Source organism: Erwinia sp. PsM31, assembly GCF_030433775.1.
GTDB classification, from domain to species: domain Bacteria; phylum Pseudomonadota; class Gammaproteobacteria; order Enterobacterales; family Enterobacteriaceae; genus Erwinia; species Erwinia aeris.
The window spans coordinates 21652-44547 of the sequence record NZ_JARUWZ010000017.1; the positions used below are offsets into that span (position 1 = coordinate 21652).

At 56.6% G+C, this 22896-nt stretch carries 23 protein-coding genes; 14 read left to right on the forward strand and 9 right to left on the reverse strand.

Translation table 11 applies throughout. The features are described 5' to 3' along the window. Window positions 1-44: 44 nt before the first annotated feature. Window positions 45-1349: a murein hydrolase activator EnvC gene (gene envC, locus QCD69_RS14065; RefSeq protein WP_253457027.1), complete on the reverse strand. Its 1305-nt coding sequence runs from the start codon at window positions 1347-1349 to the stop codon at window positions 45-47. 313 nt (window positions 1350-1662) lie between these two features. On the opposite strand from envC, the gene QCD69_RS14070 reads away from it, so the two are divergent. From QCD69_RS14070 to cysE, 5 genes are read left to right on the forward strand one after another with little or no spacing between them, the layout of a single operon-like run. Beyond that, entirely contained in the window at window positions 1663-2094 is a 432-nt protein-coding gene (locus QCD69_RS14070) for a rhodanese-like domain-containing protein (protein ID WP_253457030.1), read from the forward strand. A gap of 17 nt (window positions 2095-2111) precedes the next feature. Beyond that, entirely contained in the window at window positions 2112-2363 is a 252-nt protein-coding gene (gene grxC / locus QCD69_RS14075) for a glutaredoxin 3 (protein ID WP_125290603.1), read from the forward strand. Window positions 2364-2411: 48 nt separating this feature from the next. Next, the gene (gene secB, locus QCD69_RS14080) at window positions 2412-2879 is read left to right on the forward strand and encodes a protein-export chaperone SecB (RefSeq protein ID WP_125290602.1); all 468 of its coding nucleotides are present in this window, start codon (window positions 2412-2414) and stop codon (window positions 2877-2879) included. Continuing rightward, window positions 2879-3889: an NAD(P)H-dependent glycerol-3-phosphate dehydrogenase gene (gene gpsA, locus QCD69_RS14085; protein ID WP_301252467.1), complete on the forward strand. Its 1011-nt coding sequence runs from the start codon at window positions 2879-2881 to the stop codon at window positions 3887-3889. The genes secB and gpsA overlap by 1 nt, the downstream gene beginning before the upstream one ends. A gap of 47 nt (window positions 3890-3936) precedes the next feature. Further along, entirely contained in the window at window positions 3937-4758 is an 822-nt protein-coding gene (gene cysE / locus QCD69_RS14090) for a serine O-acetyltransferase (protein WP_253457035.1), read from the forward strand. Here the strand turns inward: cysE and trmL are convergent. The 3 genes from trmL to cpxR are packed head-to-tail and all read right to left on the reverse strand — an operon-like array spanning window position 4755 to window position 7341. Continuing rightward, on the reverse strand, window positions 4755-5228 hold the full coding sequence (gene trmL / locus QCD69_RS14095) for a tRNA (uridine(34)/cytosine(34)/5-carboxymethylaminomethyluridine(34)-2'-O)-methyltransferase TrmL (RefSeq protein ID WP_125290599.1): 474 nt from the start codon (window positions 5226-5228) through the stop codon (window positions 4755-4757). The genes cysE and trmL overlap by 4 nt on opposite strands. A 41-nt stretch (window positions 5229-5269) precedes the next feature. Further along, window positions 5270-6646: an envelope stress sensor histidine kinase CpxA gene (gene cpxA / locus QCD69_RS14100; RefSeq protein WP_125290598.1), complete on the reverse strand. Its 1377-nt coding sequence runs from the start codon at window positions 6644-6646 to the stop codon at window positions 5270-5272. Next, window positions 6643-7341, reverse strand: a complete 699-nt coding sequence (gene cpxR, locus QCD69_RS14105) for an envelope stress response regulator transcription factor CpxR (RefSeq protein WP_125290597.1) — start codon at window positions 7339-7341, stop codon at window positions 6643-6645. Before cpxR ends, cpxA begins: the two co-directional genes overlap by 4 nt. A 152-nt stretch (window positions 7342-7493) precedes the next feature. On the opposite strand from cpxR, the gene cpxP reads away from it, so the two are divergent. From cpxP to QCD69_RS14135, 6 genes are all read left to right on the forward strand, one after another. After that, window positions 7494-8003 carry a cell-envelope stress modulator CpxP gene (gene cpxP, locus QCD69_RS14110; protein ID WP_253457037.1) on the forward strand — a complete coding sequence of 170 codons (510 nt, stop codon included), beginning with the start codon at window positions 7494-7496 and terminating at the stop codon, window positions 8001-8003. A 579-nt stretch (window positions 8004-8582) separates the two neighbouring features. Beyond that, the gene (locus QCD69_RS14115) at window positions 8583-9242 is read left to right on the forward strand and encodes a hypothetical protein (RefSeq protein WP_301252470.1); all 660 of its coding nucleotides are present in this window, start codon (window positions 8583-8585) and stop codon (window positions 9240-9242) included. Between the two features lie 362 nt (window positions 9243-9604). Next, window positions 9605-10501: a CDF family cation-efflux transporter FieF gene (fieF, locus tag QCD69_RS14120; RefSeq protein WP_253457039.1), complete on the forward strand. Its 897-nt coding sequence runs from the start codon at window positions 9605-9607 to the stop codon at window positions 10499-10501. A gap of 204 nt (window positions 10502-10705) precedes the next feature. Continuing rightward, window positions 10706-11668: a 6-phosphofructokinase gene (pfkA, locus tag QCD69_RS14125; RefSeq protein ID WP_125290594.1), complete on the forward strand. Its 963-nt coding sequence runs from the start codon at window positions 10706-10708 to the stop codon at window positions 11666-11668. A gap of 151 nt (window positions 11669-11819) precedes the next feature. After that, on the forward strand, window positions 11820-12812 hold the full coding sequence (locus tag QCD69_RS14130; protein WP_301252471.1) for a sulfate ABC transporter substrate-binding protein: 993 nt from the start codon (window positions 11820-11822) through the stop codon (window positions 12810-12812). Between the two features lie 197 nt (window positions 12813-13009). Beyond that, window positions 13010-13768: a CDP-diacylglycerol diphosphatase gene (locus QCD69_RS14135; protein WP_253457043.1), complete on the forward strand. Its 759-nt coding sequence runs from the start codon at window positions 13010-13012 to the stop codon at window positions 13766-13768. 6 nt (window positions 13769-13774) lie between these two features. On the opposite strand, the gene yhjD is transcribed toward QCD69_RS14135, so the two are convergent. Further along, window positions 13775-14770, reverse strand: coding sequence for an inner membrane protein YhjD (gene yhjD / locus QCD69_RS14140; protein WP_253457045.1), 996 nt, complete (start codon window positions 14768-14770; stop codon window positions 13775-13777). A 56-nt stretch (window positions 14771-14826) separates the two neighbouring features. Further along, window positions 14827-15726 (reverse strand): LysR family transcriptional regulator, encoded by a 900-nt coding sequence (locus QCD69_RS14145; protein WP_301252472.1) that lies wholly within the window; start codon window positions 15724-15726, stop codon window positions 14827-14829. Window positions 15727-15841: 115 nt separating this feature from the next. Between QCD69_RS14145 and QCD69_RS14150 the strand changes: the two genes are divergently transcribed. Continuing rightward, a complete protein-coding gene (locus QCD69_RS14150; protein WP_301252473.1) occupies window positions 15842-16600 on the forward strand; it encodes an SDR family NAD(P)-dependent oxidoreductase in 759 nt (252 codons plus the stop codon). Window positions 16601-16642: 42 nt separating this feature from the next. On the opposite strand, the gene QCD69_RS14155 is transcribed toward QCD69_RS14150, so the two are convergent. Beyond that, a complete protein-coding gene (locus tag QCD69_RS14155; protein ID WP_301252475.1) occupies window positions 16643-17494 on the reverse strand; it encodes a PhzF family phenazine biosynthesis protein in 852 nt (283 codons plus the stop codon). Window positions 17495-17644: 150 nt separating this feature from the next. On the opposite strand from QCD69_RS14155, the gene QCD69_RS14160 reads away from it, so the two are divergent. Then, window positions 17645-18268 (forward strand): glutathione S-transferase family protein, encoded by a 624-nt coding sequence (locus QCD69_RS14160; protein WP_253457057.1) that lies wholly within the window; start codon window positions 17645-17647, stop codon window positions 18266-18268. Window positions 18269-18272: 4 nt separating this feature from the next. Here QCD69_RS14160 and QCD69_RS14165 read toward each other — a convergent pair whose 3' ends face one another. Further along, a complete protein-coding gene (locus tag QCD69_RS14165; protein ID WP_253457060.1) occupies window positions 18273-19730 on the reverse strand; it encodes an aminotransferase-like domain-containing protein in 1458 nt (485 codons plus the stop codon). A 136-nt stretch (window positions 19731-19866) separates the two neighbouring features. On the opposite strand from QCD69_RS14165, the gene QCD69_RS14170 reads away from it, so the two are divergent. Continuing rightward, the gene (locus tag QCD69_RS14170; protein ID WP_301252477.1) at window positions 19867-20451 is read left to right on the forward strand and encodes a LysE family translocator; all 585 of its coding nucleotides are present in this window, start codon (window positions 19867-19869) and stop codon (window positions 20449-20451) included. Between the two features lie 30 nt (window positions 20452-20481). Here QCD69_RS14170 and QCD69_RS14175 read toward each other — a convergent pair whose 3' ends face one another. After that, window positions 20482-22881 (reverse strand): phosphoketolase family protein, encoded by a 2400-nt coding sequence (locus QCD69_RS14175; RefSeq protein ID WP_301252478.1) that lies wholly within the window; start codon window positions 22879-22881, stop codon window positions 20482-20484. Between the last annotated feature and the right edge of the window lie 15 nt (window positions 22882-22896).

A 22896-nucleotide genomic window follows, 5' to 3' on the forward strand; every position in this document is an offset into this window, starting at 1 on the left:
AGACCCGTCAGCGCGCCGCTGAATTTATAAAGATAAGACAAAAGTTATTTTCCCAACCACGGAAGTGGATTAACGGCCTGTCCCTGGCGGCGGATTTCAAAATAGAGCGAAGGCGTGCCGCGCCCGCCGCTGGTGCCGACCAGCGCAATCGGCTGGCCTGCCCTGACCTGAGCGCCCACGCTGACCAGCGCGCTCTGATTGTAGCCGTACAGGCTCATATCGCCTTTGCCATGTTCCACCACCACCACCAGACCATAGCCCTGTAGCCAGTCCGCCATCAGCACGCGACCGTCGGCAACGGCTTTGACTTCCCGGCCTTCCGGCGCGTCGATCACCAGTCCTTTCCAGCGCAGTTCACCCTGCAACTGCTCGCCGAAACGGTGCTCAAGGGTGCCGCGCACTGGCCACAGCAGCTGGCCGCCGGGCCTGCCCAGACCGCCGGTTCTCGCCATCAGCGAGCGCTCGCCCTCGGTAGGTTTATAGGTGGTGCCTTTGCTTTTAGCCTGCGCCTCACGTTCGCGCACGCGCTGCGCTTCTTTGGCCTCTTTTTCGGCTCTGGCGCGGGCTTCCCGCTCCGCTTTGGCGATCTTATCGCGCAGGCGGCTCTCGTTCGCCCGCATCTCTTCCAGCTGCGCCTGGTCTTTCTCCAGCGAGGATTCCAGCGTGGTCAGCGTTTTCTGGCGCGCCGCACGAGCGCTTTCCAGCTTCTGCTGCTGGACTTCCTGCTGCGAAAGCATCGCTTTCTGCTTCGCCTGCTTGTCGACCAGCGAGGTTTTCTGGGAAGAGAGATCGCTGCGCGTTTTTTTCAGATCGTCGATCGATTTCTGGCGCGCATCGTTCAGGTAGCCAAAGTAGGCCAGGATACGTTCGCTACGCTGGCTCTCTTCGCTGCTCAGCAGCAGCTGTAAACCGTTGTGCTGGCCCTGGCGAAAGGCGGCGTCCAGCTGCTCGGCCAGCATTTTTTCCTGCTTCGCCTGCTGGGTTTGCAGTTTGCCGATCGAGGCGGTAAGCGCCGCGATCTCGCCATTGAGCGCGCCAAGCGTACGCTGGGTTTCACGCAGCTGTCGGCTGGCCTGGGCAATGATTTTTTCCTGGCTTTGCAGCTGGTCGAGCAGCTTGCTGCGCTGCTGTTTTTGCTGCTGAACGCTTTTTTCTTTGGCGGCGATATCGGCACGCAGGCTGGAGAGCGCGGATTTCGTGTCGTCTGCGTGGCCGATAGCGGGCAGCAGAAGCAGGCCAGCGCAAAACAGGCTGGCTGACAGCGTGAACATGCCCGATCGTAACGGGGGTGCAGAGGCCAATCCGTTAGCTGGGGTTCGTTGATATGAAACTGTCGCTTTTTCCCTCATAGGAGGAGGATTATTCCACGATGAACAGCGCCTTACCAGCCTCGCCGGCGGGTTTTGCGTTTCCATCGGTGACAAAGCGAGGCGGCTGGCCGGAAAGCGCAGACGCAAAGAGGGTCGCTGCGCAATTAATCGCCAGTCAGGATTGCTGCGTTAACCTTCGGATCGAACGTTTATGACATAAGCCAATTTTTTTGGGAAATTTGCCGCAGAAAAAGCAACTCTGACGGCATCGCGTCTGTACATGAAACGCCTGGCAGGTATACTCAGAAGCCTTGTTTTCGCTTATTAACCCTTTCGGGAGTTGTTACCCCTCATGCAAGATATTATGCAGTTCGCAGGCAATCATACCCTTCTTAGTCTGGCATGGGTCGTCCTGCTGGTTTTGGTGATCGTGACCACTGTTAAGGGCATGTTCTCCAAGGTAAAAACCATCAGTCGCGGCGAAGCAACGCGTCTGATTAATAAAGAAGAAGCCGTGGTAGTGGACGTGCGCGGGCGCGATGACTTCCGTAAAGGCCATATTTCTAACGCGATCAACGTGCTGGCTGCCGATATCAAAAAGGGCAGCTTTGGCGAACTGGAAAAACACAAAACGAAGCCGGTTATCGTGGTGTGCGCTAACGGCGTTTCTGCAGCCGATCCTGCTGCGCAGCTGAACGCCGCCGGTTTTGAACAGGTTTTCATTCTGAAAGACGGCGTGGCTGGCTGGAGCGGTGAAAACCTTCCGCTGGTGCGTGGCAAATAATTTCTGGAGACGAAGGTATGGCAAACGTTGAGATCTACACCAAAGCAACCTGTCCTTTCTGTCATCGCGCCAAAGCGCTGCTGGCTCAGAAAGGCGTAGCGTTCCAGGAAATCGCTATCGACGGCGACGCTGAGAAGCGCGAAGAGATGATCAAACGCAGCGGCCGTACCACCGTTCCGCAGATTTTCATCGATGCACAGCATATTGGCGGCTGTGACGACCTCTATGCCCTCGAGGGCCGCCAGGGCCTCGACCCGCTGCTGCAGTAACGCGGGCAAGTGGCGCAATAACGGATTATTAACCCATAGGATTTTAAAATGTCAGAACAAAATAACACCGAGATGTCTTTCCAGATCCAGCGTATCTATACTAAAGACGTCTCTTTTGAAGCACCAAATGCGCCGCAGGTTTTCCAGAAAGAGTGGGAACCAGAAGTGAAACTGGATCTGGATACGGCATCCACTCTGCTGGCTGATGACGTATACGAAGTGGTTCTGCGCGTAACCGTGACCGCCACCGTGGGCGAAGATACGGCTTTCCTGTGCGAAGTGCAGCAGGCGGGCATCTTCTCCGTGGCCGGCATTGACGGCAACCAGATGGCGCATTGCCTGGGCGCATACTGCCCGAACATCCTGTTCCCTTATGCGCGCGAATGCATTACCAGCCTGGTTTCCCGTGGGACCTTCCCGCAGCTTAACCTGGCGCCGGTTAACTTTGACGCGCTGTTTATGAACTATCTGCAGCAGCAGTCAGGTGAAGGCGCCGCTCCGCAACAGGATGCATAATGCCTGCCTCAATGAGTGTACTCGGTGCCGGCTCGTACGGCACCGCCCTGGCTATCACGCTGGCCCGTAACGGACACGACGTGGTGATGTGGGGCCATAACCCACAGCATCTGGCGCAGCTCCAGGTTGACCGCTGCAATGCGGCTTTTCTGCCCGATGTTCCTTTTCCCGATTCGCTGAGCCTTGAGAGCGACCTGGCGACGGCTATTGCTGCCAGCCGCGATCTGCTGGTGGTTGTGCCCAGCCATGTGTTCGGCGATCTGTTACAACAAATTAAACCGCACCTGCGCAGCGACTCCCGCATTGTCTGGGCCACCAAAGGGCTTGAAAAAGAGACCGGGCGGCTGCTGCAGGACGTGGCGCGCGAAATCCTGGGTGACGATCTGCCGCTGGCGATTGTGTCCGGCCCGACCTTTGCCAAAGAGCTGGCGGCGGGCATGCCGACGGCGATCGCGCTGGCCGCGACGGATGCCGAATTTGCCGACGATTTACAGCAGCTGCTCCACTGCGGCAAAAGCTTTCGCATTTATAACAACCCAGATTTCACCGGCGTGCAGCTTGGCGGCGCGGTAAAAAACGTTATCGCCATCGGCGCGGGTATTTCTGACGGTATCGGCTTTGGCGCCAACGCCAGAACGGCGCTGATTACCCGGGGCCTGGCGGAGATGACCCGGCTGGGCGTAGCGCTGGGGGCCGATCCCGCCACCTTTATGGGCATGGCGGGACTGGGCGATCTGGTGCTGACCTGTACCGATAATCAGTCGCGCAACCGCCGCTTCGGCATGATGCTGGGGCAGGGAATGGACGTGACGGCGGCGCAAAATACTATCGGGCAGGTAGTGGAAGGATTCCGAAATACCAAAGAGGTGAGGGCGCTGGCCGCACGCTGCGGCGTGGAGATGCCGATAACCGAGCAAATTTATCAGGTATTGTATTGCGAAAAGAACGCGCGGGAGGCAGCATTAAGCCTGCTTGGGCGTACACGGAAAGACGAAAACAGCATCAGCTGAGACAGGGAAGCGCCGCAGTATTCTGTTATTTGATGGGGAGTAGAGTAATGCCGTGTGTAGAGCCCGGGGTGGTCTGGGATTATATCAAAGAGGAAGCGCGGGCGCTGGCGGAAGGCGAGCCGATGCTGGCCAGTTTTTACCACGCTACCTTGTTAAAGCACGATGATCTGGGGAGCGCGCTGAGCTATATGCTGGCTAACAAGCTGGCTAACCCAATCATGCCCGCTATCGCCATCCGCGAGATCGTCCAGGAGGCCTATAAGCAGGACGCCTCTATGATCCAGTCAGCCGCCTGCGACATTCAGGCCGTACGCCAGCGCGATCCCGCCATTGATAAATACTCTACGCCCCTGCTCTACCTGAAAGGGTTTCATGCTCTACAGGCTTACCGCATCGGCCACTGGCTGTGGAATGAAGGCCGCCGTGCGCTGGCCATCTATCTGCAAAACGAAATCTCTGTCTCTTTTGCCGTGGATATTCATCCGGCCGCGAAGATCGGGCGCGGCATCATGCTCGACCACGCCACAGGCATTGTCGTGGGCGAAACCGCCGTGATTGAAGATGATGTTTCTATCCTGCAATCGGTGACGCTGGGCGGGACGGGCAAGACCAGCGGCGACCGTCATCCTAAAATCCGTGAAGGCGTGATGATTGGCGCAGGCGCGAAAGTGCTGGGCAATATTGAAGTGGGACGCGGTGCCAAAATCGGCGCCGGTTCCGTGGTGCTACAGCCCGTGCCGCCGCATACCACGGCGGCCGGCGTACCGGCGCGCATCGTCGGCAAACCCAGCAGCGACAAGCCGTCAATGGAGATGGATCAGCACTTCAACGGTATGGTGCCGGGCTTTGAGTTCGGCGACGGTATTTAGCTTTTAATCAGCGCGCCCGCATAATCCAGCTGGCGCCACGCTTCATAAACCACCACGGAAACCGCATTCGACAGGTTCATGCTGCGGCTGTCCGGCTGCATTGGAATACGAATTTTCTGCGCCGCAGGCAGCGCGTCCAGGATCTCTTTGGGCAGGCCGCGCGTTTCCGGGCCGAATAGCAAATAATCCCCTTTCTGATAGCTTACGGCGCTGTGCGCGGGCGTGCCCTTGGTGGTCAACGCAAACAGGCGCTGCGGCTGTTCGGCTGCCAGAAAAGCCGCATAGTCGGCGTGACGCTGGATGGCGGTGAATTCATGGTAATCCAGACCAGCCCGGCGCAGACGCTTATCATCCCAGGTAAAACCCAGCGGCTCAATCAGATGCAGGCGAAAGCCTGTATTGGCACACAGACGAATAATATTGCCCGTGTTTGGGGGGATTTCAGGTTCAAAAAGTACGATATTCAGCATCAGCAGCGGCCCTCGTTCACAAGGGCCGCAGCATAGCAAATTCAGCTGTTGCTGGTATAGAGCGGCAGCCAGAGCGTCAGTCGCAGTCCGCCAAGCGGGCTGTCATCTGCTTTCACCCAGCCGCGATGTTGCTGAATGGCGGTTTCCACAATCGCCAGCCCCAGGCCGGTGCCGCCAGATTCACGGTCGCGCGCCTCGTCGGTACGGTAAAACGGCCGGAAAATCTGCTCGCGATCTTCCGCGCTGACGCCCGGGCCATCATCATCCACATGGATGGTAATACCCTGTTTATCCACGGAAAAGCTGACTACGATACGGCTATGAGAATAGCGCAGCGCGTTACGAACGATATTTTCCAGCGCACTATCCAGCGCGCTCGGGTTGCCGTAAAGCGGCCACGGCCCTGGCGGATAGGGGACTTCCAGCGTTTTGCCCATCTGCTCCGCTTCAAACCGGGCGTCGTCCAGCACGCCTGACCAGAGATGATTGGCCTTCATGGCTTCGCTGACCAGCGCGTTCTTGTGCTGGGTGCGTGACAGCACCAGCAGATCGTTGATCATGCCGTCCAGCCTTTGCGCCTCCATCTCAATGCGCTGTAGCTCTTTACCTTCACCCTGGCGACGACGCATCAGCGCGGTAGCCAGCTGTAATCGCGTCAGCGGCGTGCGCAGCTCGTGCGAGATATCGGACAACAGACGCTGCTGCGCGGTCATCATTCGCTCCAGCGCGCTCACCATCTGGTTGAAGCTGGAACCGGCGGCGAGAAACTCCTGCGGGCCAGATTCGAGCTCAGGGCGTTGCCGCAGATTGCCGGCGGCCACGTCATCGGCCGCGTGTTTCAGTTTGCGCGCCGGTTTCGCCAGGCTCCACGCCAGCCAGAGCAGCAGCGGCGAGCTGATCAGCATGGTGACTATCAGCAGCAGCAGCGGGCGGTCAAACAGCAGGTTGATAAAATCCAGCTGCGAACTGCCGGCAGGCCTGATCAGATAGAGCTGATAGCTGTCTTCGCCATCGCGCACGGAAAACGGCCCGAGCATCTCTGTGCGGCCATATTTCTTTTTCTGCGGGTGATCGGCGTTATCGGACTGGCCGATAAAGTTACGGATAACCTGCATCTCGTTATGCTGCGCGCCGATGACACGGCCTTCGCTCGTCACCAGCAGCAGGCGCTGACCCGGCGGTGCCCACTTGTCGATGGCGCGAAACAGCCTGCGCCACCACATTAAATCGTTGGGCGGATCCTGCATCAGCTCCGCCTCGACGTGTTGTTCTATCATGGTGCCCTGCCGCTGCTCATTATCAAGCAGCGGCGTCATCTGACGGGTATCCAGTTTGGGCACCATCAGCACCAGCATCAGCACCAGCGCCAGGGTCAGCCAAAAAATGGCAAAGATGCGGGTAGTCAGGCTCGATATCATGTAGCGGAGACCATCAGATAGCCCCGACCGCGCAGCGTTTTAAACCAGGGATGTCCATCCTTGCGGTCCGGCAGCTTGCGGCGCAGATTGGAAATATGCATATCGATGGCGCGGTCAAACGGCGTTAAGCGTTTGCCTAACACTTCCTGGCTCAGGTGTTCGCGAGAGACGACCTGGCCCAGATGCTGCGCGAGCAGATAGAGCAGCGTAAACTCGGTACCGGTTAAATCCAGCGTGACGTCGTCAAAGCTGGCCTCCTGACGCCCCGGATTCAGGCGCAGATGGTCAACCTCCAGCGTTGGGGAACCGCTGTCGTGCTGTTGCTGCTGTTCACTCCAGTTGGAGCGGCGTAAAATTGCGCGTATGCGGGCCACCAGTTCGCGATCGTTGAAGGGCTTAGGCAGATAGTCATCCGCACCCAGTTCCAGCCCCAGAACGCGATCCAGCTCGCTACCGCGCGCGGTCAGCATGATAACCGGCGTTTGATGCTGCTGACGCAGCTCTTTCAGGGTATCAATACCGTTCTTTTTGGGCATCATAACGTCGAGAAGTAACAGATCGACAGAACTATCCAACAGGGCCAGTGCCTGTTCGCCGTCGCCGGCTACCAGTACGTCGAACCCTTCCATTTCAAGCAATTCTTTCAATAGCGAAGTCAATTCGCGATCGTCGTCAACCAACAGGATTTTATTCATTTTTTATCGCCCTCCACAGGCAAAATACCGTGAACGAATGCCCGCAATCCATGACTTTACGTAGTTTTACACCCCCTGACGCATGTTTGCAGCTGCACCCGTAGACTGATTTTCGTTGAATCGAAATATGGAAACCAACCTGGGAGTTAACGATGCGCAAAGTTACCGCCGTCGTTGTGGTTCCGGCGCTGATACTCAGCTTCTCCGCCGCATGGGCTACAGATGTGACGACGTTTGACGAGATGCATCGGGGTAGCGCAGTGCCAGGCAGTATGGCGCAAGTTCCGCAAAACCACATGTTTGATGGCATCGATCTTACCGAACAGCAGCGCCAGCAGTTACGGGATCTGATGCAGCAGGCTCGTCATGAGCGTTCTCCCATAAGTATTAACGATTTAGAACAGCTGCACGCAATGATTATTGCAGATAAATTTGATGAGGCGGCCTATAAAGCCCGCGTCGACAAAATTGCTCAGGCTGAAGTAGCACGGCAGGTAGAGATGGCGCGAGTGCGCTACCAGATGTATCACCTGCTGACGCCGACGCAGCAAGCCGTTCTGAATCAGAAGCATCAGCAGCGCATAAACGAAATGCGCCGCCTGACGGAAGCGCAGCACGTTACACCGCTGCAGGCTGTAAGTAGCACAGGCAGTAACCAGTAGCAGAATATCCCTTTTTTCCTTGCCATAGACACCATCCCTGTCTTCCCCCACATGATGTGGGGGTTTTTTTTATCAACGACTTAGCTGTAATTTCCTTTCAAAACAACCCCCTGTAGAAATGTTGGAACGGTCTGGAACGGTTTCTAAATGTCCTGAATGTGGACGTTATGTGGACACTGAGGACACTTTGTGGACATGGCCGGGGCACCGCATACCCACTGCCCCGCCTGTGTGATTAAGGCACTGCCAGCCCGCGCCAGTGCTGGGCGGCGGCGGTACGCGGGGTTTTGCAATCTGCGCAACGTTTCGCAGGTTTTTGCAAAAACAGGCGCGCCGCGTGCTGGTAGCCTTTCGTATAACTTAATGTTTTTTAAAAGAATCTATCCGATTGCGCGAGGATCAAATTAGGATCGTGTATGACGCATGATAATTGCTGTCAGAGGCGTTCGGGTCAGGCCTGGCGCAGGATAGACATCAGTCATAGCATTGTAACAACCTTGCAAATCATTGCGTCAGGGTTATTGAATCAATGCACAACTAGCGATACCGTCAGTGTGATTTTTATCAGGAGATAATTGTATGGATGCAAAAATGGTAGCACGTGGGATAGCTGATGGCATTTCCAGTATACCCGGATTGATGGGACGTGGACTAGTCAGAACCTGGCAGGGTAGCGGCGCAGCAGGTGATGGCCTTAGGGACAGAAATCAGCGAGAAACAGAACGGTTTATCAGGTTGGTTAAATCGCTGGGAGACAAGGAGGAGCCGTTGCGTCGCCTGATTGAGTTAGTCATGGTTGAATTTTATCAAAAAATGAACGACTCAGGACGGGCAGCCATAAACAGTAAGATAAATTATGGTGTAGGGCATTTTGCTGGAAAGACTGCAGCGCAATTTGCACTGGCATATACAGCTGGCTCAATAATGTTACGCCATGTGACATCGGCACCCGTATATCGTGAGTTCGCTCGATTTGGCGTTTCGGTGCCGCTCAATGTTCTGATGTGGCAGGGACTCATTGAGGAAGCCGCAGAGGCCTCTCGCCGTTTGCGGCGAGACTATCCGCAGACATATTACAAGGTGTCGATACAAGTCCTTGATATGATTTATTTTTTAGTAGAGGGTCAGCTCGAACCTTATATTAAATTTATCAACAGCCATCCGGCAATGTGCAGGACGATCGAAAATGAACTCTGTAAAATATTGCCTGGCAAAGTTCGCCAGGTATGTGGGAGTTAGTGTATCTCATGCGCTGGCAGCTACAGTGATTGGTTTCGCCTCGTTGGCATCACTTCTTTCGTTGTTCATGTTTGATAGCGGCATAATGAAATTAATCGGCGCTATAGGATTTTTGATACTCGGTTATCTGGTCACCTTGGGCCTTGCATTGCTGCGCGGTGAACGCTAACGCTAGCCCGCCCCGCTGGCAGGCTAATTTTTTGATGTGGTCAATCTGTGGACATTGTTAGAAACAAATCCTTTTTTTTCATTTATTTATGATGATATTTAGATCACCACCCCTGTCTTTCCCCTCATGATAACGGGGCTTTTTTTGCCCGAAATCCGGTATACTTAAGCCACTGTCCTGAACGGAGTGCGATATGGCACAGCATTATGCGCGCCTGGTTAACTCTGCCGCTCTGGCGGCTACGGCTCTGGCTTCTCTGTTACTTCTGGTGAAGATTTTCGCCTGGTGGTATACCGGCTCGGTCAGCCTGCTGGCGGCGCTGGTGGATTCTCTGGTGGATATTGCTGCCTCGCTGACTAACCTCTTTGTGGTGCGCTACTCTCTGCAACCTGCCGATGAGGAACATACCTTCGGACACGGCAAGGCCGAATCGCTGGCCGCGCTCGCGCAAAGCATGTTTATCTCCGGCTCCGCGCTTTTCCTCTTCCTGACGGGATTACAACATCTGTCGACGCCTGCCGGGATGCGTGCGCCGTTGGTTGGGGTTATCGTCACGCTTATTGCGCTCTTTTCTACGCTACTTCTGGTCGCTTTTCAGCGCTGGGTGGTGCGCAAAACCCACAGTCTCGCCATTCGCGCCGATATGCTTCACTATCAATCTGACGTTATTATGAACGGCGCCATCCTGATAGCGCTGGGATTGAGCTGGTATGGCTTTAAACGCGCCGATGCGCTGTTTGCGTTGGGTATCGGCGTCTGGATCCTCTATAACGCGCTGCGGATGGGGTACGAAGCAGTACAGCTGCTGTTGGACAGGGCGCTGCCGGAGTCAGAGAAGGCAGAAATTGCGACCATTGCCGGCCAGTGGCCCGGTGTGGAAGGCGTACACGATATCCGCACGCGTCTTTCCGGCCCGACGCGTTTTATTCAGCTGCATCTGGAACTAAAAGACCATCTGACGCTGTTTCAGGCGCACCTGATTGCGGAAGAAGTTGAACGAGCGTTGCTGAAAGCTTTTCCCGGTTCTGATATTACTATTCACCAGGATCCCTGCTCGGTAGTACCTGAAAAGGAGCTGAATGGGCTATGATTTTCAGAGAGTTAAAAGAGTTACCCGAAAATTGCCTGAAAGAGTTATTTTGCGATGGAAAAATAGCAGAATGATCTCTGACCTGAATCAATTCAGCTAAAAGGCTTTGATATACTATTGCCAACATTAGTCGATCGCTCGCGTACGCCGATCCCCCAAGGCGTTCAGAATTTAAAATTTGCATTAACAAGTTCAGAGGTTGTCATGATCAAAAAAATCGGTGTACTGACAAGCGGCGGTGACGCGCCTGGCATGAATGCAGCTATTCGGGGTGTCGTTCGTGCGGCGCTGAGTGAAAATCTTGAAGTTTTTGGTATTTATGACGGCTACCTGGGATTATATGAAGACCGCATGGTAAATCTGGATCGCTACAGCGTTTCCGATATGATCAACCGCGGCGGTACTTTCCTGGGGTCGGCGCGTTTCCCGGAGTTCCGCGAAGAGTCCGTTCGTGCCGTGGCCATTGAGAACATGAAAAAGCGCGGGATTGATGCGCTGGTGGTCATTGGCGGCGATGGCTCCTATATGGGCGCCAAAAGGCTGACGGAGATGGGCTTTCCCTGCATCGGCCTGCCGGGCACCATCGATAACGACGTAGCCGGTACGGATTACACTATCGGCTACTTTACCGCGCTGGAAACGGTGGTAGAGGCCATTGACCGCCTGCGCGATACCTCTTCTTCCCATCAGCGTATCTCTATTGTCGAAGTGATGGGCCGCTACTGCGGCGATCTGACGCTGGCGGCAGCGATCGCGGGCGGCTGCGAATTTATCGTCCTGCCGGAAATTCCGTTTACTCGCGAAGAGCTGGTGCAGGAAATCAAAGCGGGCATCGCTAAAGGTAAAAAGCACGCGATTGTGGCGATTACCGAGCACATTTGCGATATCGACGAGCTGGCGAAATATATCGAATCCGAAACCAAACGCGAAACCCGCTCGACGGTGCTGGGCCACATTCAGCGCGGCGGCGCGCCGGTAGCCTATGACCGCATTCTGGCTTCACGGATGGGCGCCTACTCTATCGAGCTGCTGCTTCAGGGCTACGGCGGCCGCTGCGTCGGTATTCAGAATGAGAAGATGGTGCATCACGATATTATTGACGCCATTGAGAATATGAAGCGTCCATTTAAAGGCGACTGGCTGGATACGGCTAAACGTCTTTATTAAATCGTAATGACTTTTCAGGCGCTGCCCGTCAGCGCCTTTATTATGCAAAGTGATATTCCATTCAGTTATTACAGCTATCTTTTAATTCTTTAAGTCAGCAGTCACTTTGTGTCACGCTCTCTGCCAGAAAAAACCTTTGGGAGCGCGCATAATGAAAAAGTGGAGCATCGGATTAACCCTGCTGCTGGCTTCAACCAGTGTTCTGGCAAAAGATATCCAGCTGTTAAACGTCTCTTACGATCCTACCCGTGAGCTTTACGAGCAGTACAACAAAGCTTTCAGCGCGCACTATAAGCAGGAAACAGGCGATAACGTGGTGATCCGTCAGTCGCATGGCGGCTCCGGCAAGCAGGCGACCTCCGTGATTAACGGCATTCGCGCCGATGTGGTGACGCTGGCGCTGGCTTCCGACGTGGACGCTATTGCCGAGCGCGGACGCATCGACAAAAACTGGATCAAGCGTTTGCCGGAAAACTCCGCCCCTTATACTTCCACCATTGTGTTCCTGGTCCGCAAGGGCAACCCAAAACAGATCCACGACTGGCAGGATTTGACGAAGCCTGGCGTTTCCGTGATCACGCCAAACCCAAAAACCTCTGGCGGCGCGCGCTGGAACTATCTGGCTGCCTGGGGCTGGGCGCTGGACAAAAACAACGGCGACAACGACAAGGCGCTGGCCTATATCAAGGCGCTGTTTAAGAATGTTGAAGTACAGGATTCCGGCGCACGCGGCGCAACCAATACTTTTGTTGAACGCGGCATCGGCGACGTGCTGATCGCGTGGGAAAACGAAGCTTACCTGGCCGTCAACAAGCTTGGCAAAGACCAGTTTGAGATTGTGACGCCGAGCGAGTCGATTCTGGCCGAGCCGACGGTATCCGTTGTGGATAAAGTGGTCGACGAGCGCGATACCCGTAAAGTGGCCGATGCCTACCTGAAATACCTTTATTCGCCGGAAGGTCAGGATATCGCGGCGCAAAACTATTATCGTCCGCGCGATCCGGCAGTGGCGAAAAAATATGCCGACAAATTCGCGCCGGTGAAGCTGTTTACCATCGACGATCCTAAGTTCGGCGGCTGGGCCAAAGCGCAGAAAACGCATTTTGCGGATGGCGGCACCTACGACAAAGCCATGCAGCGTTAATATCTTCAGAATGCTGACAGAGGGTGAGTTTGTCATCAGTCAGAAGCCAGTCATCCGACTGGCTTTTGTTTTCTTCGTTATATCCTGCTGATTCCAAAAAGCTTCCGCCAAATAGTCACGCGTGTTGATTATTTAGCATGACCTTTAGCAACGATTCGTTTACATTATGCGCAATTTAACGCGCAGAGGTTGTTGTCATGCAGGGAGGAACGCGTGTCCTGATTATGGGCATCGTGGCGTCCGTGGCTGTTATTGCAGGCTGCAAGGCGCTCAGTTTTAAACACAATGCCAATGCATTATGGAATATCGTCAGCCAGCAGTGCGTACCCAATCAGCAACAAAACAACGATCCGGCGCCCTGCCGCATTGTAGATTTGCGCAACGGCTACGTGGTGATGAAAGATCGGGAAGGGCCGCTACAGTTCCTGTTAATGCCCGTGAAAAAGCTTGCCGGTATCGAAAGTCCGGAGCTGCTTAATCCTTTTGCTCCTAACTATTTTGCCGAGGCCTGGCACGCGCGTCACTATATGGAAGAGCGTCGCGGCTCGCCGGTAGACGACAGCGCGGTAGCGTTAAGCATTAACTCGCAGCGCGGCAGAACGCAAAATCAGCTGCATATTCATATCTCCTGCCTGCGTCCGGATATCCGGCGGCGGCTGGACAGCCTGAACAGCTCGCTAAGCGAGAAATGGCAGTCGGCGCAGTTGGGTAAGCATGAGTATCAGATCAGGATAGTGAGCCGTGACGAACTGAAAAAAACCAGTCCGTTTGTCCGCATTGCAAACGAGCTGCCGGGCGCGCGTGAGGAGATGGGGAAATACGGTATCGCGGTGGCGGCAATGCCGGGCGGGCGGCGGGTGCTGATGGTGATTAAGCGCAATCTGCTGCTGCTGAACCGGGGTTCGGCGGAAGAGCTTCAGGATCACAGCTGCGCTATTTTGCAGCCGTCATCCTGATTGTTATCAGACCGGAGTATTAGCCTGCTCCGGCTCATCATCCGCATATTCCGCCGTGGCTATCCAGGCGGCGCAGAACAGCGTCAGACGCGCGAAAAAGTAGAAGAAAGCCATCAGGCCAAGCACGGAGCCGAACGCCGCGCCGGAAGGTGAAGAAGCCAGCTTCGGCAACGTCATGGTCATAATGGCTTTAATCACCTCAAAGCCGATAGCGGCGAGCAGCGTCCCGCGGAACAGCGCCTTTTTACGCGGCTGGTGGCGCGGCAGGCGCCAGAAAATCCACAGAAACAGCAAATAGTTCGCCAGGATAGAGATGGTCAGGGCAATGGTGGTCATCGCCGGGCGCAGCCATTCGATACCGTCCAGCCCCAGCGCCCGCACGATGGCGTCCTGCGCCGCGCCAGCGACCGAAGTCAGCATGATGGTAATAAACAGCGCCAGCACCAGGCCTATCAGCGAGATAAAATCGCGGGTGTATTTGAAGTAAATCTTTTCTTTATCCTGCTGGTTACGTTCCCAGACGTCGCGCGACTGCGCGCGGACGGCTTCGCGCAGGTTGCCCATCCAGCTGATGCCGGAATAGAGCGCCACCAGCAGGCCGGTGATCCCCACGGTAGTGCGCTGCTCGACGGCCGTTTTCACGCTGTTTTTCAGCGTAGTGGCCAGCGTAGGATCGCTGATGCTGTTAACCATTCTGTCGATCAAATCCGTCAGCAGATCCTGATTGGAAGCGAGTACGAAACCCACACCCGCAAACGACACCATCAGAATGGGGATCAGCGAAAGAAAAGAAAAATAGGTGATCGCCGCGCCAAACTGGCTGCCCATGCGGTCGGTAAAGCGCTCCCCGGCGCGGATAAAATGCGCCACCGCCGGAATAGCCTGAAACCAGCTTACCAGACGGGAAACGCGCGTAATCGACTTATCAACGGTTTGATTGCCGGTTTTGATATTAATCAGCGGCTTTTCCGCTTTTTTCTCTTCGGGTTTATTTTCCTTCATGGATCCTTCTTCATATCCTTCAAGTGCATGGCGTAAAACAAATTATAGCCGGACGCTCAGGCAACGTAGTTTTTCATTGCCTGGGTCAGCCATTCCATAAAGACCTGAACCCGACGCGTCAGGTTGCGGCGATGGGGATAAATCAGCGAAACGGGCATCGGTTCGGCGCGAAAATGCGGCAGGATCTCGACCAGCTTTCGCTCGGTCAGCGCCTGTTTTACGCCGCGTTCCGGCACCTGAATAATGCCCAGGCCGGCCAGACAGGCGGCGCGATAGGTTTCCGTGCTGTTAACGGTTACCGTTCCACCGGTTTGAATATAGCGGCTATTTTTACCGTCAAAGTATTCAAAGCCCGTCGGCTGCACGCCAATCTGCTGGCTGTAGTGCACCATCGCGTGCGAGACGAGATCGTCCGGCGTGGTCGGCGTACCAAAACGCGCCAGATAGTCAGGGCTGGCGCAGTTAATCAGCGTCAGCTTACCCAAAGGCCTGGCGATCAGGCCGGAACTTTCCAGCACGCCGACGCGCACCACGCAGTCAAAGCCTTCCCGCACCACGTCCACGCGTCTGTCGCTGCTGCTCAGCTCCAGTTCGATGCCGGGATAGTGCTGCATAAAATCCGGCAGCAGCGGCAGGATATAGTCGCACGCCATGCTGATGGGCATATCCACCCGCAGCTTGCCGCTTAGCGTGGCGGGATCGTGCTGGAACAGCGAATCCATTTCATCCAGCGTCGCCAGCACGTCGCGGCAGCGTTCGTAATAGATCATGCCGTCCTGCGTCAGCTGGACGCGCCGCGTAGTACGGTGCAGCAGCCGTACGCCCATCGCGTTTTCCAGCGATTGCAGCTGCCGCGACAGGCTGCCTTTAGGCAATCCCATGCTGTCGGCAGCGCGGGTGAAGCTCTGAAGTTCAGCGACCCTGACGAAAACCTGCATTGCGTGAATTTTATCCATTTATCCGCCCATTGTTGCTTATAACGAAACAGTGATGCGTAGCCAGGACCATTTATAGATCGCTTTGCGGGCAATATCCTGTTTTTTATCCACAGCGGAACCTACGGAGCGAGAAATGAGCCATAAAATTGCGGTTATTACCGGCGGCAGCCGGGGTTTAGGCAGAAACGGCGCGCTGAAACTGGCTGAAAAGGGCATTGACGTGATTTTTACCTGGCGCAGTAAAGAACAGGAGGCGCAGGCGGTCGTTAAGGAAATTGAAGCGCTGGGCGCCCGTGGCGTCGCGCTACAGCTGGACGTCGGCGACAGTCAGGCCTTTCCCGGCTTTGTCAGCGAAGTGCAAAAACAGCTAAAAGCGATCTGGCAGCGTGACAGCTTTGATTATTTATTAAACAACGCAGGCACGGCGCTGCATGAGCCTTTTGCGTCGACCACGGAAGCGCAGCTCGAGGCTTTGGTTAACGTCCATTTTAAAGGGCCGTTTTTTCTGACGCAGCAGCTGCTACCGCTGATAGCCGACGGTGGGCATATCCTTAATGTCTCCAGCGGCCTGACGCGTTTCAGCCAGCCTGGCTCCGGAGCGTATGCGGCGGTAAAAGGTGCGATGGAAGTGTTAACGCGCTATCAGGCGAAAGAGCTGGCGGCGCGGGGCATTCGCGTCAATATCCTGGCACCCGGCGCTATCGCAACGGACTTCAGCGATGGGCGAGTACGCGACAATCCGCAAATTAATGCGTTTATCTCTTCCGTCACGGCGCTGGGTCGCGTGGGGCTGCCGGACGATATCGGCAAGGCGATCGCCATGTTGTTCAGTGACGAAAGCGCCTGGATCACCGGACAGCGCATCGAGGCGTCCGGCGGCATGTTTCTCTGAGGCGTTTCAGGCCGGGAAGCGTCGCGCCTCCCGGCTTTAGCCTCAAAGACGGATCGTGCCGTCTATGACCGTGACCGTCTGGCCGCCAATCCAGGCTGTGCCCGACGCCCAGCTTACGCTCAGGCGACCGGCGCGCTGTAAAGCCGTGCCCTGACGCACGCGGTAATCCAGCTCCACGCCCTGCGCCTGCAGGTAGCGGGCGAGACAGGCGTTGGCGCTGCCGGTCACGGGATCTTCGCACAGCGAGCCGTGCTCCATCAGCAGGCCGCGCACCTCATACTGTTCCGCTGCGCCCTGCAAAGGGCCAAACGGCATCACGCCGGTCACGCGGGCTTTTTTCAGCAGCCGTTCAAATTCCGTAACGTTGGGTTTGATCGCCAGCACCGCTTCGGCGGAAACCATTGGTACCAGCAGAAAACGAATGCCCATATCCGCAATCATTACCGGCAGACGGGTTTCTATCGCATCGGTGTTTAACGCGCTGCCCAGCGGCGCCTCGTTAAATTCCGTCAGCGTCGCCTCCGGGGCGGCAAAAGCCAGCGCGCCGTCGTCGGCAATCTTAACCTTTACCAGCCCCAGCTCGCACTGCTGCACAATCTGGCCCGGCTTCTTCAGGCTAATACCGGATTCCAGCAGCGCATGGGCCGTACCGAGCGTTGGGTGGCCAGCGAACGGCAGTTCGCCGTCCGGCGTAAAGATACGCACCCGGTAATCGGCGGCCTCGTTGGTTGCCGGCAGAACAAAGGTGGTTTCCGATAAATGCGTCCAGCGGGCCACGGCCTGCATCTGCTCTGTGCTGAGATCCTCGGCCGCCATGATCACCGCCAGCGGGTTGCCGTTTAAAGGCGAAGAGGTAAAAACATCAACCTGTTTAAAAGCGCGTAGCTGCGTCATCTGTCTCTCCTTTCCATTAATTTTCTTTGACAATATCAGGAATTTTCCCGGTCGGGGTGCTGAAGAGGTGCTATTTTCAGGTTAAGGAGCGCCGTTATCAGTTCACGCTGTAACAGGTAGCCTAAACCCGAACAAAAAAGTGACGGAAATATGCTGAAAATACTGGGGCGTGCATCGTCTATCAACGTCCGTAAAGTCCTGTGGGCCTGTGAGGAACTGGGTATCGCCTCTGCACGCGAAGAGTGGGGCGAAGGCGCCAGATCGCCTCAGGAGGCCGAATTCAGGGCGCTTAATCCCAACGCATTAATGCCGGTTATTCAGGAAGGCGATTTTATATTATGGGAGTCCAACGCCATCATTCGCTATCTGGCGAACGCTTATGAAGGCGGCTGGCTCTACCCACAGGAACCGCGCGCGCGTGGACGGGTCGATCAGTGGATTGACTGGCAGGCCACCGAACTGAATACTTCCTGGCGCTATGCGTTTATGTCGCTGGTGCGGCATTCCCCCGCCCATCAGGATCCGCGCCTGCTGGCCGCCGCCTGTAAAGGCTGGAACTACACAATGGCTATTCTTAATCAGCAGCTGGAAAAAACCGGCGCTTTTGTCGCGGGCGACGCGTTCTCGCTGGCCGATATCCCGATTGGGCTGTCGGTGAACCGCTGGTATGAAACGCCGATGGAGCATCCCGAGCTGGCGGCGGTGCGCGCCTACTACGAGCGCCTGACGAAGCGTAAGGGCTACGCGCACTGGGGACGCAACGGGATGCCGTAACGGCTCAGGCTATGCCGGGCGGGATGCCGCTCATCTCGCAGGCCAGCTCGCCGGTGCGCTTCAGTGCCCAGGTATAGCGTTCGTCAAAGTGGTAGCAGCAGGTCAGCCGGATCGCGCTGTTGCAGCGGTCGCTCAGCGTATAGAGCGCGCCCGGCGTCAGGCAGATTTTCTCCTGCAGCAGGCGGTGGAACAGATCGATGCAGTCGATCTGGCCCGGCAGCTCGACCCAAAAGATAAAGCCGCCGCTGGGCAGCGTCGCTCTGGTGCCCTGCGGGAAATGCCGGGCGATCAGGCCGCGCGCCTCATCCATTAACGTGGCATAGCGGCGACGCATGGTGCGAAGATGACGATCGTAGCCGCCAGATTCCAGAAACAGCCCAAGCGTTTCGCTCAGCAATTTTGATTCCGTCAGGGAAGAAACCGACTTAAGCCGCGCCAGCGCCTGGGAAAAACGTCCCGCCGCTATCCAGCCAACGTGAAAATCGGGCGCCACCGTTTTAGTGAAGCTGGCGCAGTGCAGCACCCAGCCATCCGTATCGAAAGCCTTTACCGCTGGCGACAGCGGCCAGCAGAATTGCAGCTCGTCATAAAGCCCATCCTCGATCAGCGGCACCTGATAATGGTTAACCAGCTTCGCCAGCCGCTTTTTATCCTCCAGCCGCATGGTGCAGCCCAGCGGATTTTGTACCGTCGGCATGGCTACCAGCGCCTGAATGCGCTGCTCACGCAGCACCAGCTCCAGCGCGTCCAGCGACAGACCGTGCTGCGGATCGGTAGGCAGCTCCAGCACCTTCAGGCCCAGGCTCGCCACCAGAGGGAAGAGGTAGAAATAGGTGGGCGTTTCCAGCCCGATGCAGTCGCCGGGCTTGGTGACGGCGCGCAGAGCCAGCTGTAGCGCCTCCATACAGCCGTGCGTCAGCGTAATATCTTCGGCGGTGAGCATCATGCCCAAATCCGCTACGCGCCGGGCGATTTCACGACGCAGACGCTGGCTTCCCGGCGGCAGCGCGTAGCGGCCGATCAGCCCAGGTTCGCGCCGCAGCAGCGAAGCCATAATGCGGCTGATTTTCGCCGTCGGAAAGAAATCGCTGTTTTGCGGGCAGGCCAGCGAAAGGTTGATATAGTCCGGATGGTTTTGCGCCGCAAAGACGGTATCGATCAAATCGAGCTTCTCGCTGCCGGGCGTGCGCACCTGTGACTGGTGGCCGTTGCGCGCCCTTAACGAAGGCAGCACGCCCCGGACATAGTAGCCGGACTGGGGACGCGCTTCGATCAGTCCGCGATCTTCCAGTAGCCGATAGGCCGTCAGCACGGTGTTAACGCTGACCTGATGGATAGCGGCGCAGCGGCGCACGGCGGGAAGGCGGCTACCCGGCAGCCAGGTGCCGTTGTGAATAGCTTCCGCCAGCGTTTCGGCCAGCTGGTGATACAGCGTCTGCTCTTGCGGATCGATAATGGACACAGTCACGTCTCCGGCTAATGGGTACAGTTAATCGATAACAAGGATTGTGCTCATAACAATAGTGGATTTCTGAATCTGTTACCATCATCGCAGACGCCTTACCATGTTCTTCTCATTCACTTGCAGGAGAGCGGCCATGCTCGATCCCTCTTTTTTCAGCTACGTTACCGTTATGTCGATCACGCCTGGGCCGAACAATCTGATGCTTGCCACTTCCGGCGTTAACTTCGGGATGCGCCGCACCGTGCCGATGATGTTCGGCATCACGCTGGGCTGCGCCTTGCAGATAGCGATCGCCGCGCTGCTGCTGGACAGCCTGCTGCTGTGGATGAGCGCCATTCGCCTGCCTTTAACGCTGCTGGGCTGTGCCTATCTGCTGTGGCTGTCGTGGAAGATTTTCCGCGCGGGCGCGCCGGAACTGCGGGAAAAAGCGAGGCCGCTGACGCTGCCGGGCAGCGCGCTGTTTCAGGTGGTCAATCCAAAGGCCTGGCTGATGGCCACCAACGTAGCGCTGATCTATTCCGCCAGCAGCGGCATCCTGCCGATCATGAGCGGTTTCGCCGCGCTGAATCTGCCCTGCATTTTGGTCTGGGCGATGATGGGCGACAGATTGGGCAGGCATTTGCAGGTGGCGTGGAAGCTGCGGGCCTTTAACAGCGTGATGGCGCTGTCGCTGGTGGCCACCATCGGCTGGATGCTGGCAGAGGTGTTAAAGCCATAAAAAAGGGCGGCCCGAAAGCCGCCTTCTGTTTTAGTCGCCGACTTCGCCGCCGCCTTGCTGCGACGGCCACTTCCAGTCCCGGACTTCCGGGATATCCTCGCCGTATTCACGCACCCAGGCGTGATGAGCCGCCAGCTTCTCCTGAAGCTTATCGAGCACGTCGGCGGCTTTCTCCTGTAATCCCGGCACGCGCAGGATCGCTTCCTGCGCCAGGTGGTAACGATCCAGCTCGTTCAGCACCGTCATATCGAAAGGCGTGGTGGTGGTGCCTTCTTCGTTAAAGCCTCTGACGTGGAAATTCGGATGATTATTGCGCTGGTAGGCCAGGCGATGGATCAGCGCCGGATAGCCGTGGAAGGCGAACACCACCGGCCTGTCGCGCGTAAAGATCGCATCGAAATCCTGCTCTTCCAGCCCGTGCGGATGCTGGTCGCGGGTTTGCAAAGCCATTAAATCCACCACGTTAACGACGCGAACCGACAGATCGGGCAGATATTGCCGCAGCAGATCGACGGCCGCCAGCGTTTCCATCGTCGGCACGTCGCCCGCGCAGGCCATTACCACGTCCGGCTGTTTGCCTGGCTTCTCGTTGCCTGCCCAAGGCCAGATCCCCATGCCTTTTTCACAGTGCGCGATAGCCTCATCCATGCTCAGCCACTGCGGCTCCGGCTGCTTGCCGGCGATGATCACGTTAATGCGGTCCCAGGTTTTCAGGCAGTGATCGCCGACCCACAGCAGAGTATTGGCATCCGGCGGCAGATAAACGCGAACAATATCGGCTTTCTTGTTGATAACGTGATCGATAAAACCGGGATCCTGATGGCTGTAGCCGTTGTGATCCTGTCGCCAGACGTGCGAGGAAAGCAGATAGTTAAGCGAGGCGATCGGCTCGCGCCACGGCAGCTTGCGGGACACCTTCAGCCACTTGGCGTGCTGGTTGAACATCGAATCGATAATATGAATAAAGGCTTCGTAGCAGTTGAACAGGCCGTGGCGACCGGTTAACAGATAGCCTTCCAGCCAGCCCTGACACTGATGCTCGCTGAGGATTTCCATTACCCGCCCATCCGGCGCCAGCTGCTCGTCGTAATCGCGGATCGCCTCCATCCAGGTGCGATTAGTGACGTCAAAAACCTTGCTCAGCCGGTTAGAGGCGGTTTCGTCCGGGCCGAACAGACGGAAGTTATCAGGGTTATCGCGGAAGATAGCGCTCAGATAGCTCGCCAGCACGGCGGTAGACTGCTCCTGCGTGTCGCCAGGCTTATCGATTTTTACCGCAAATTCCCGAATATCCCGCGTTTTTAACGGTTTGCGCAGCCGGCCGCCGTTGGCGTAAGGCGTCGCGCCCATGCGCTTTTCGCCCTGTGGCGCCAGCGCCTGCAATTCGGGTTTAAGCCTGCCTTGTTCATCAAACAGATCGTCAGGCCGGTAGCTTTGCAGCCAGTTTTGTAACAGCTGGCGATGCTCGTCGTTTTCCCGACATTCGGAAACCGGCACCTGATGCGCGCGCCAGAATCCTTCCACCTTTTTGCCGTCCACCGTTTTTGGGCCGGTCCAGCCTTTCGGGCTGCGCAGAATAATCATCGGCCATGCCGGTACGCTGTCGCCGGTGTGGCCCTGACGCGCCTGCTGCTGGAAGTCACGGATGCGATCGAAAGCACGATCCAGCGTGTCGGCCATCAGACGGTGCATTTTTTGCGGGTCGTCGCCGCTGACAAACAGCGGTTCATAGCCGTAACCAGCGAACAGCTGCCGCAGATCTTCATCGCTGCTGCGGCCAAGCAGCGTAGGATTGGCAATTTTGTAGCCGTTCAGATGCAGGATCGGCAGCACGGCGCCGTCCCGCGCGGCGTTTAAAAACTTAGTGCCGTGCCAGCTGGCCGCCAGCGGGCCGGTTTCCGCTTCGCCATCGCCGATCACGCAGGGCACGATAAGATCCGGATGATCGAAAGCCGCGCCAAAGGCGTGCACCAGCGAATAGCCCAGCTCGCCGCCTTCATGGATGGAGCCGGGCGTTTCCGGCGCCGCGTGGCTGGGAATGCCGCCAGGAAACGAAAACTGGCGGAAAAGATGCTGCATGCCCTGCGCGTCCGCGCTGACTTTTGGGTAGATTTCGCTGTAGGTGCCTTCCAGCCAGGTATTGGCGACCATGCCTGGCCCGCCGTGGCCGGGGCCGCAGATATAAAGCAGGTTGAGATCGCGCTGGCGAATAATGCGGTTCAGGTGCGCATAGATAAAGTTCAGGCCCGGCGTGGTTCCCCAGTGCCCCAGCAGACGAGGCTTGATATGTTCAGGCTGCAGCGGCTCGCGCAGCAGAGGATTAGCCATCAGGTAAATCTGCCCGACCGAAAGATAGTTAGCGGCGCGCCAGTAACGGTCAAGCAGCGCTAATTCAGTCTCGGTAGCGGAATGGGGTGAAGAGGTGTCCATCAGCTGCTCCTTTTA

Coding starts and splice junctions, on each gene's coding strand:
- QCD69_RS14115 (WP_301252470.1), top strand. CDS start 8,583: ATGGATGCAAAAATGGTAGCACGTGGGATAGCTGATGGCATTTCCAGT.
- QCD69_RS14170 (WP_301252477.1), top strand. CDS start 19,867: ATGCTCGATCCCTCTTTTTTCAGCTACGTTACCGTTATGTCGATCACG.
- fieF (WP_253457039.1), top strand. CDS start 9,605: ATGGCACAGCATTATGCGCGCCTGGTTAACTCTGCCGCTCTGGCGGCT.
- cpxP (WP_253457037.1), top strand. CDS start 7,494: ATGCGCAAAGTTACCGCCGTCGTTGTGGTTCCGGCGCTGATACTCAGC.
- envC (WP_253457027.1), bottom strand. CDS start 1,349: ATGAGGGAAAAAGCGACAGTTTCATATCAACGAACCCCAGCTAACGGA.
- cpxA (WP_125290598.1), bottom strand. CDS start 6,646: ATGATATCGAGCCTGACTACCCGCATCTTTGCCATTTTTTGGCTGACC.
- QCD69_RS14160 (WP_253457057.1), top strand. CDS start 17,645: ATGCTGAAAATACTGGGGCGTGCATCGTCTATCAACGTCCGTAAAGTC.
- QCD69_RS14070 (WP_253457030.1), top strand. CDS start 1,663: ATGCAAGATATTATGCAGTTCGCAGGCAATCATACCCTTCTTAGTCTG.
- gpsA (WP_301252467.1), top strand. CDS start 2,879: ATGCCTGCCTCAATGAGTGTACTCGGTGCCGGCTCGTACGGCACCGCC.
- secB (WP_125290602.1), top strand. CDS start 2,412: ATGTCAGAACAAAATAACACCGAGATGTCTTTCCAGATCCAGCGTATC.
- QCD69_RS14150 (WP_301252473.1), top strand. CDS start 15,842: ATGAGCCATAAAATTGCGGTTATTACCGGCGGCAGCCGGGGTTTAGGC.
- grxC (WP_125290603.1), top strand. CDS start 2,112: ATGGCAAACGTTGAGATCTACACCAAAGCAACCTGTCCTTTCTGTCAT.
- QCD69_RS14135 (WP_253457043.1), top strand. CDS start 13,010: ATGCAGGGAGGAACGCGTGTCCTGATTATGGGCATCGTGGCGTCCGTG.
- cpxR (WP_125290597.1), bottom strand. CDS start 7,341: ATGAATAAAATCCTGTTGGTTGACGACGATCGCGAATTGACTTCGCTA.
- yhjD (WP_253457045.1), bottom strand. CDS start 14,770: ATGAAGGAAAATAAACCCGAAGAGAAAAAAGCGGAAAAGCCGCTGATT.
- QCD69_RS14175 (WP_301252478.1), bottom strand. CDS start 22,881: ATGGACACCTCTTCACCCCATTCCGCTACCGAGACTGAATTAGCGCTG.
- QCD69_RS14155 (WP_301252475.1), bottom strand. CDS start 17,494: ATGACGCAGCTACGCGCTTTTAAACAGGTTGATGTTTTTACCTCTTCG.
- QCD69_RS14145 (WP_301252472.1), bottom strand. CDS start 15,726: ATGGATAAAATTCACGCAATGCAGGTTTTCGTCAGGGTCGCTGAACTT.
- trmL (WP_125290599.1), bottom strand. CDS start 5,228: ATGCTGAATATCGTACTTTTTGAACCTGAAATCCCCCCAAACACGGGC.
- pfkA (WP_125290594.1), top strand. CDS start 10,706: ATGATCAAAAAAATCGGTGTACTGACAAGCGGCGGTGACGCGCCTGGC.
- cysE (WP_253457035.1), top strand. CDS start 3,937: ATGCCGTGTGTAGAGCCCGGGGTGGTCTGGGATTATATCAAAGAGGAA.
- QCD69_RS14130 (WP_301252471.1), top strand. CDS start 11,820: ATGAAAAAGTGGAGCATCGGATTAACCCTGCTGCTGGCTTCAACCAGT.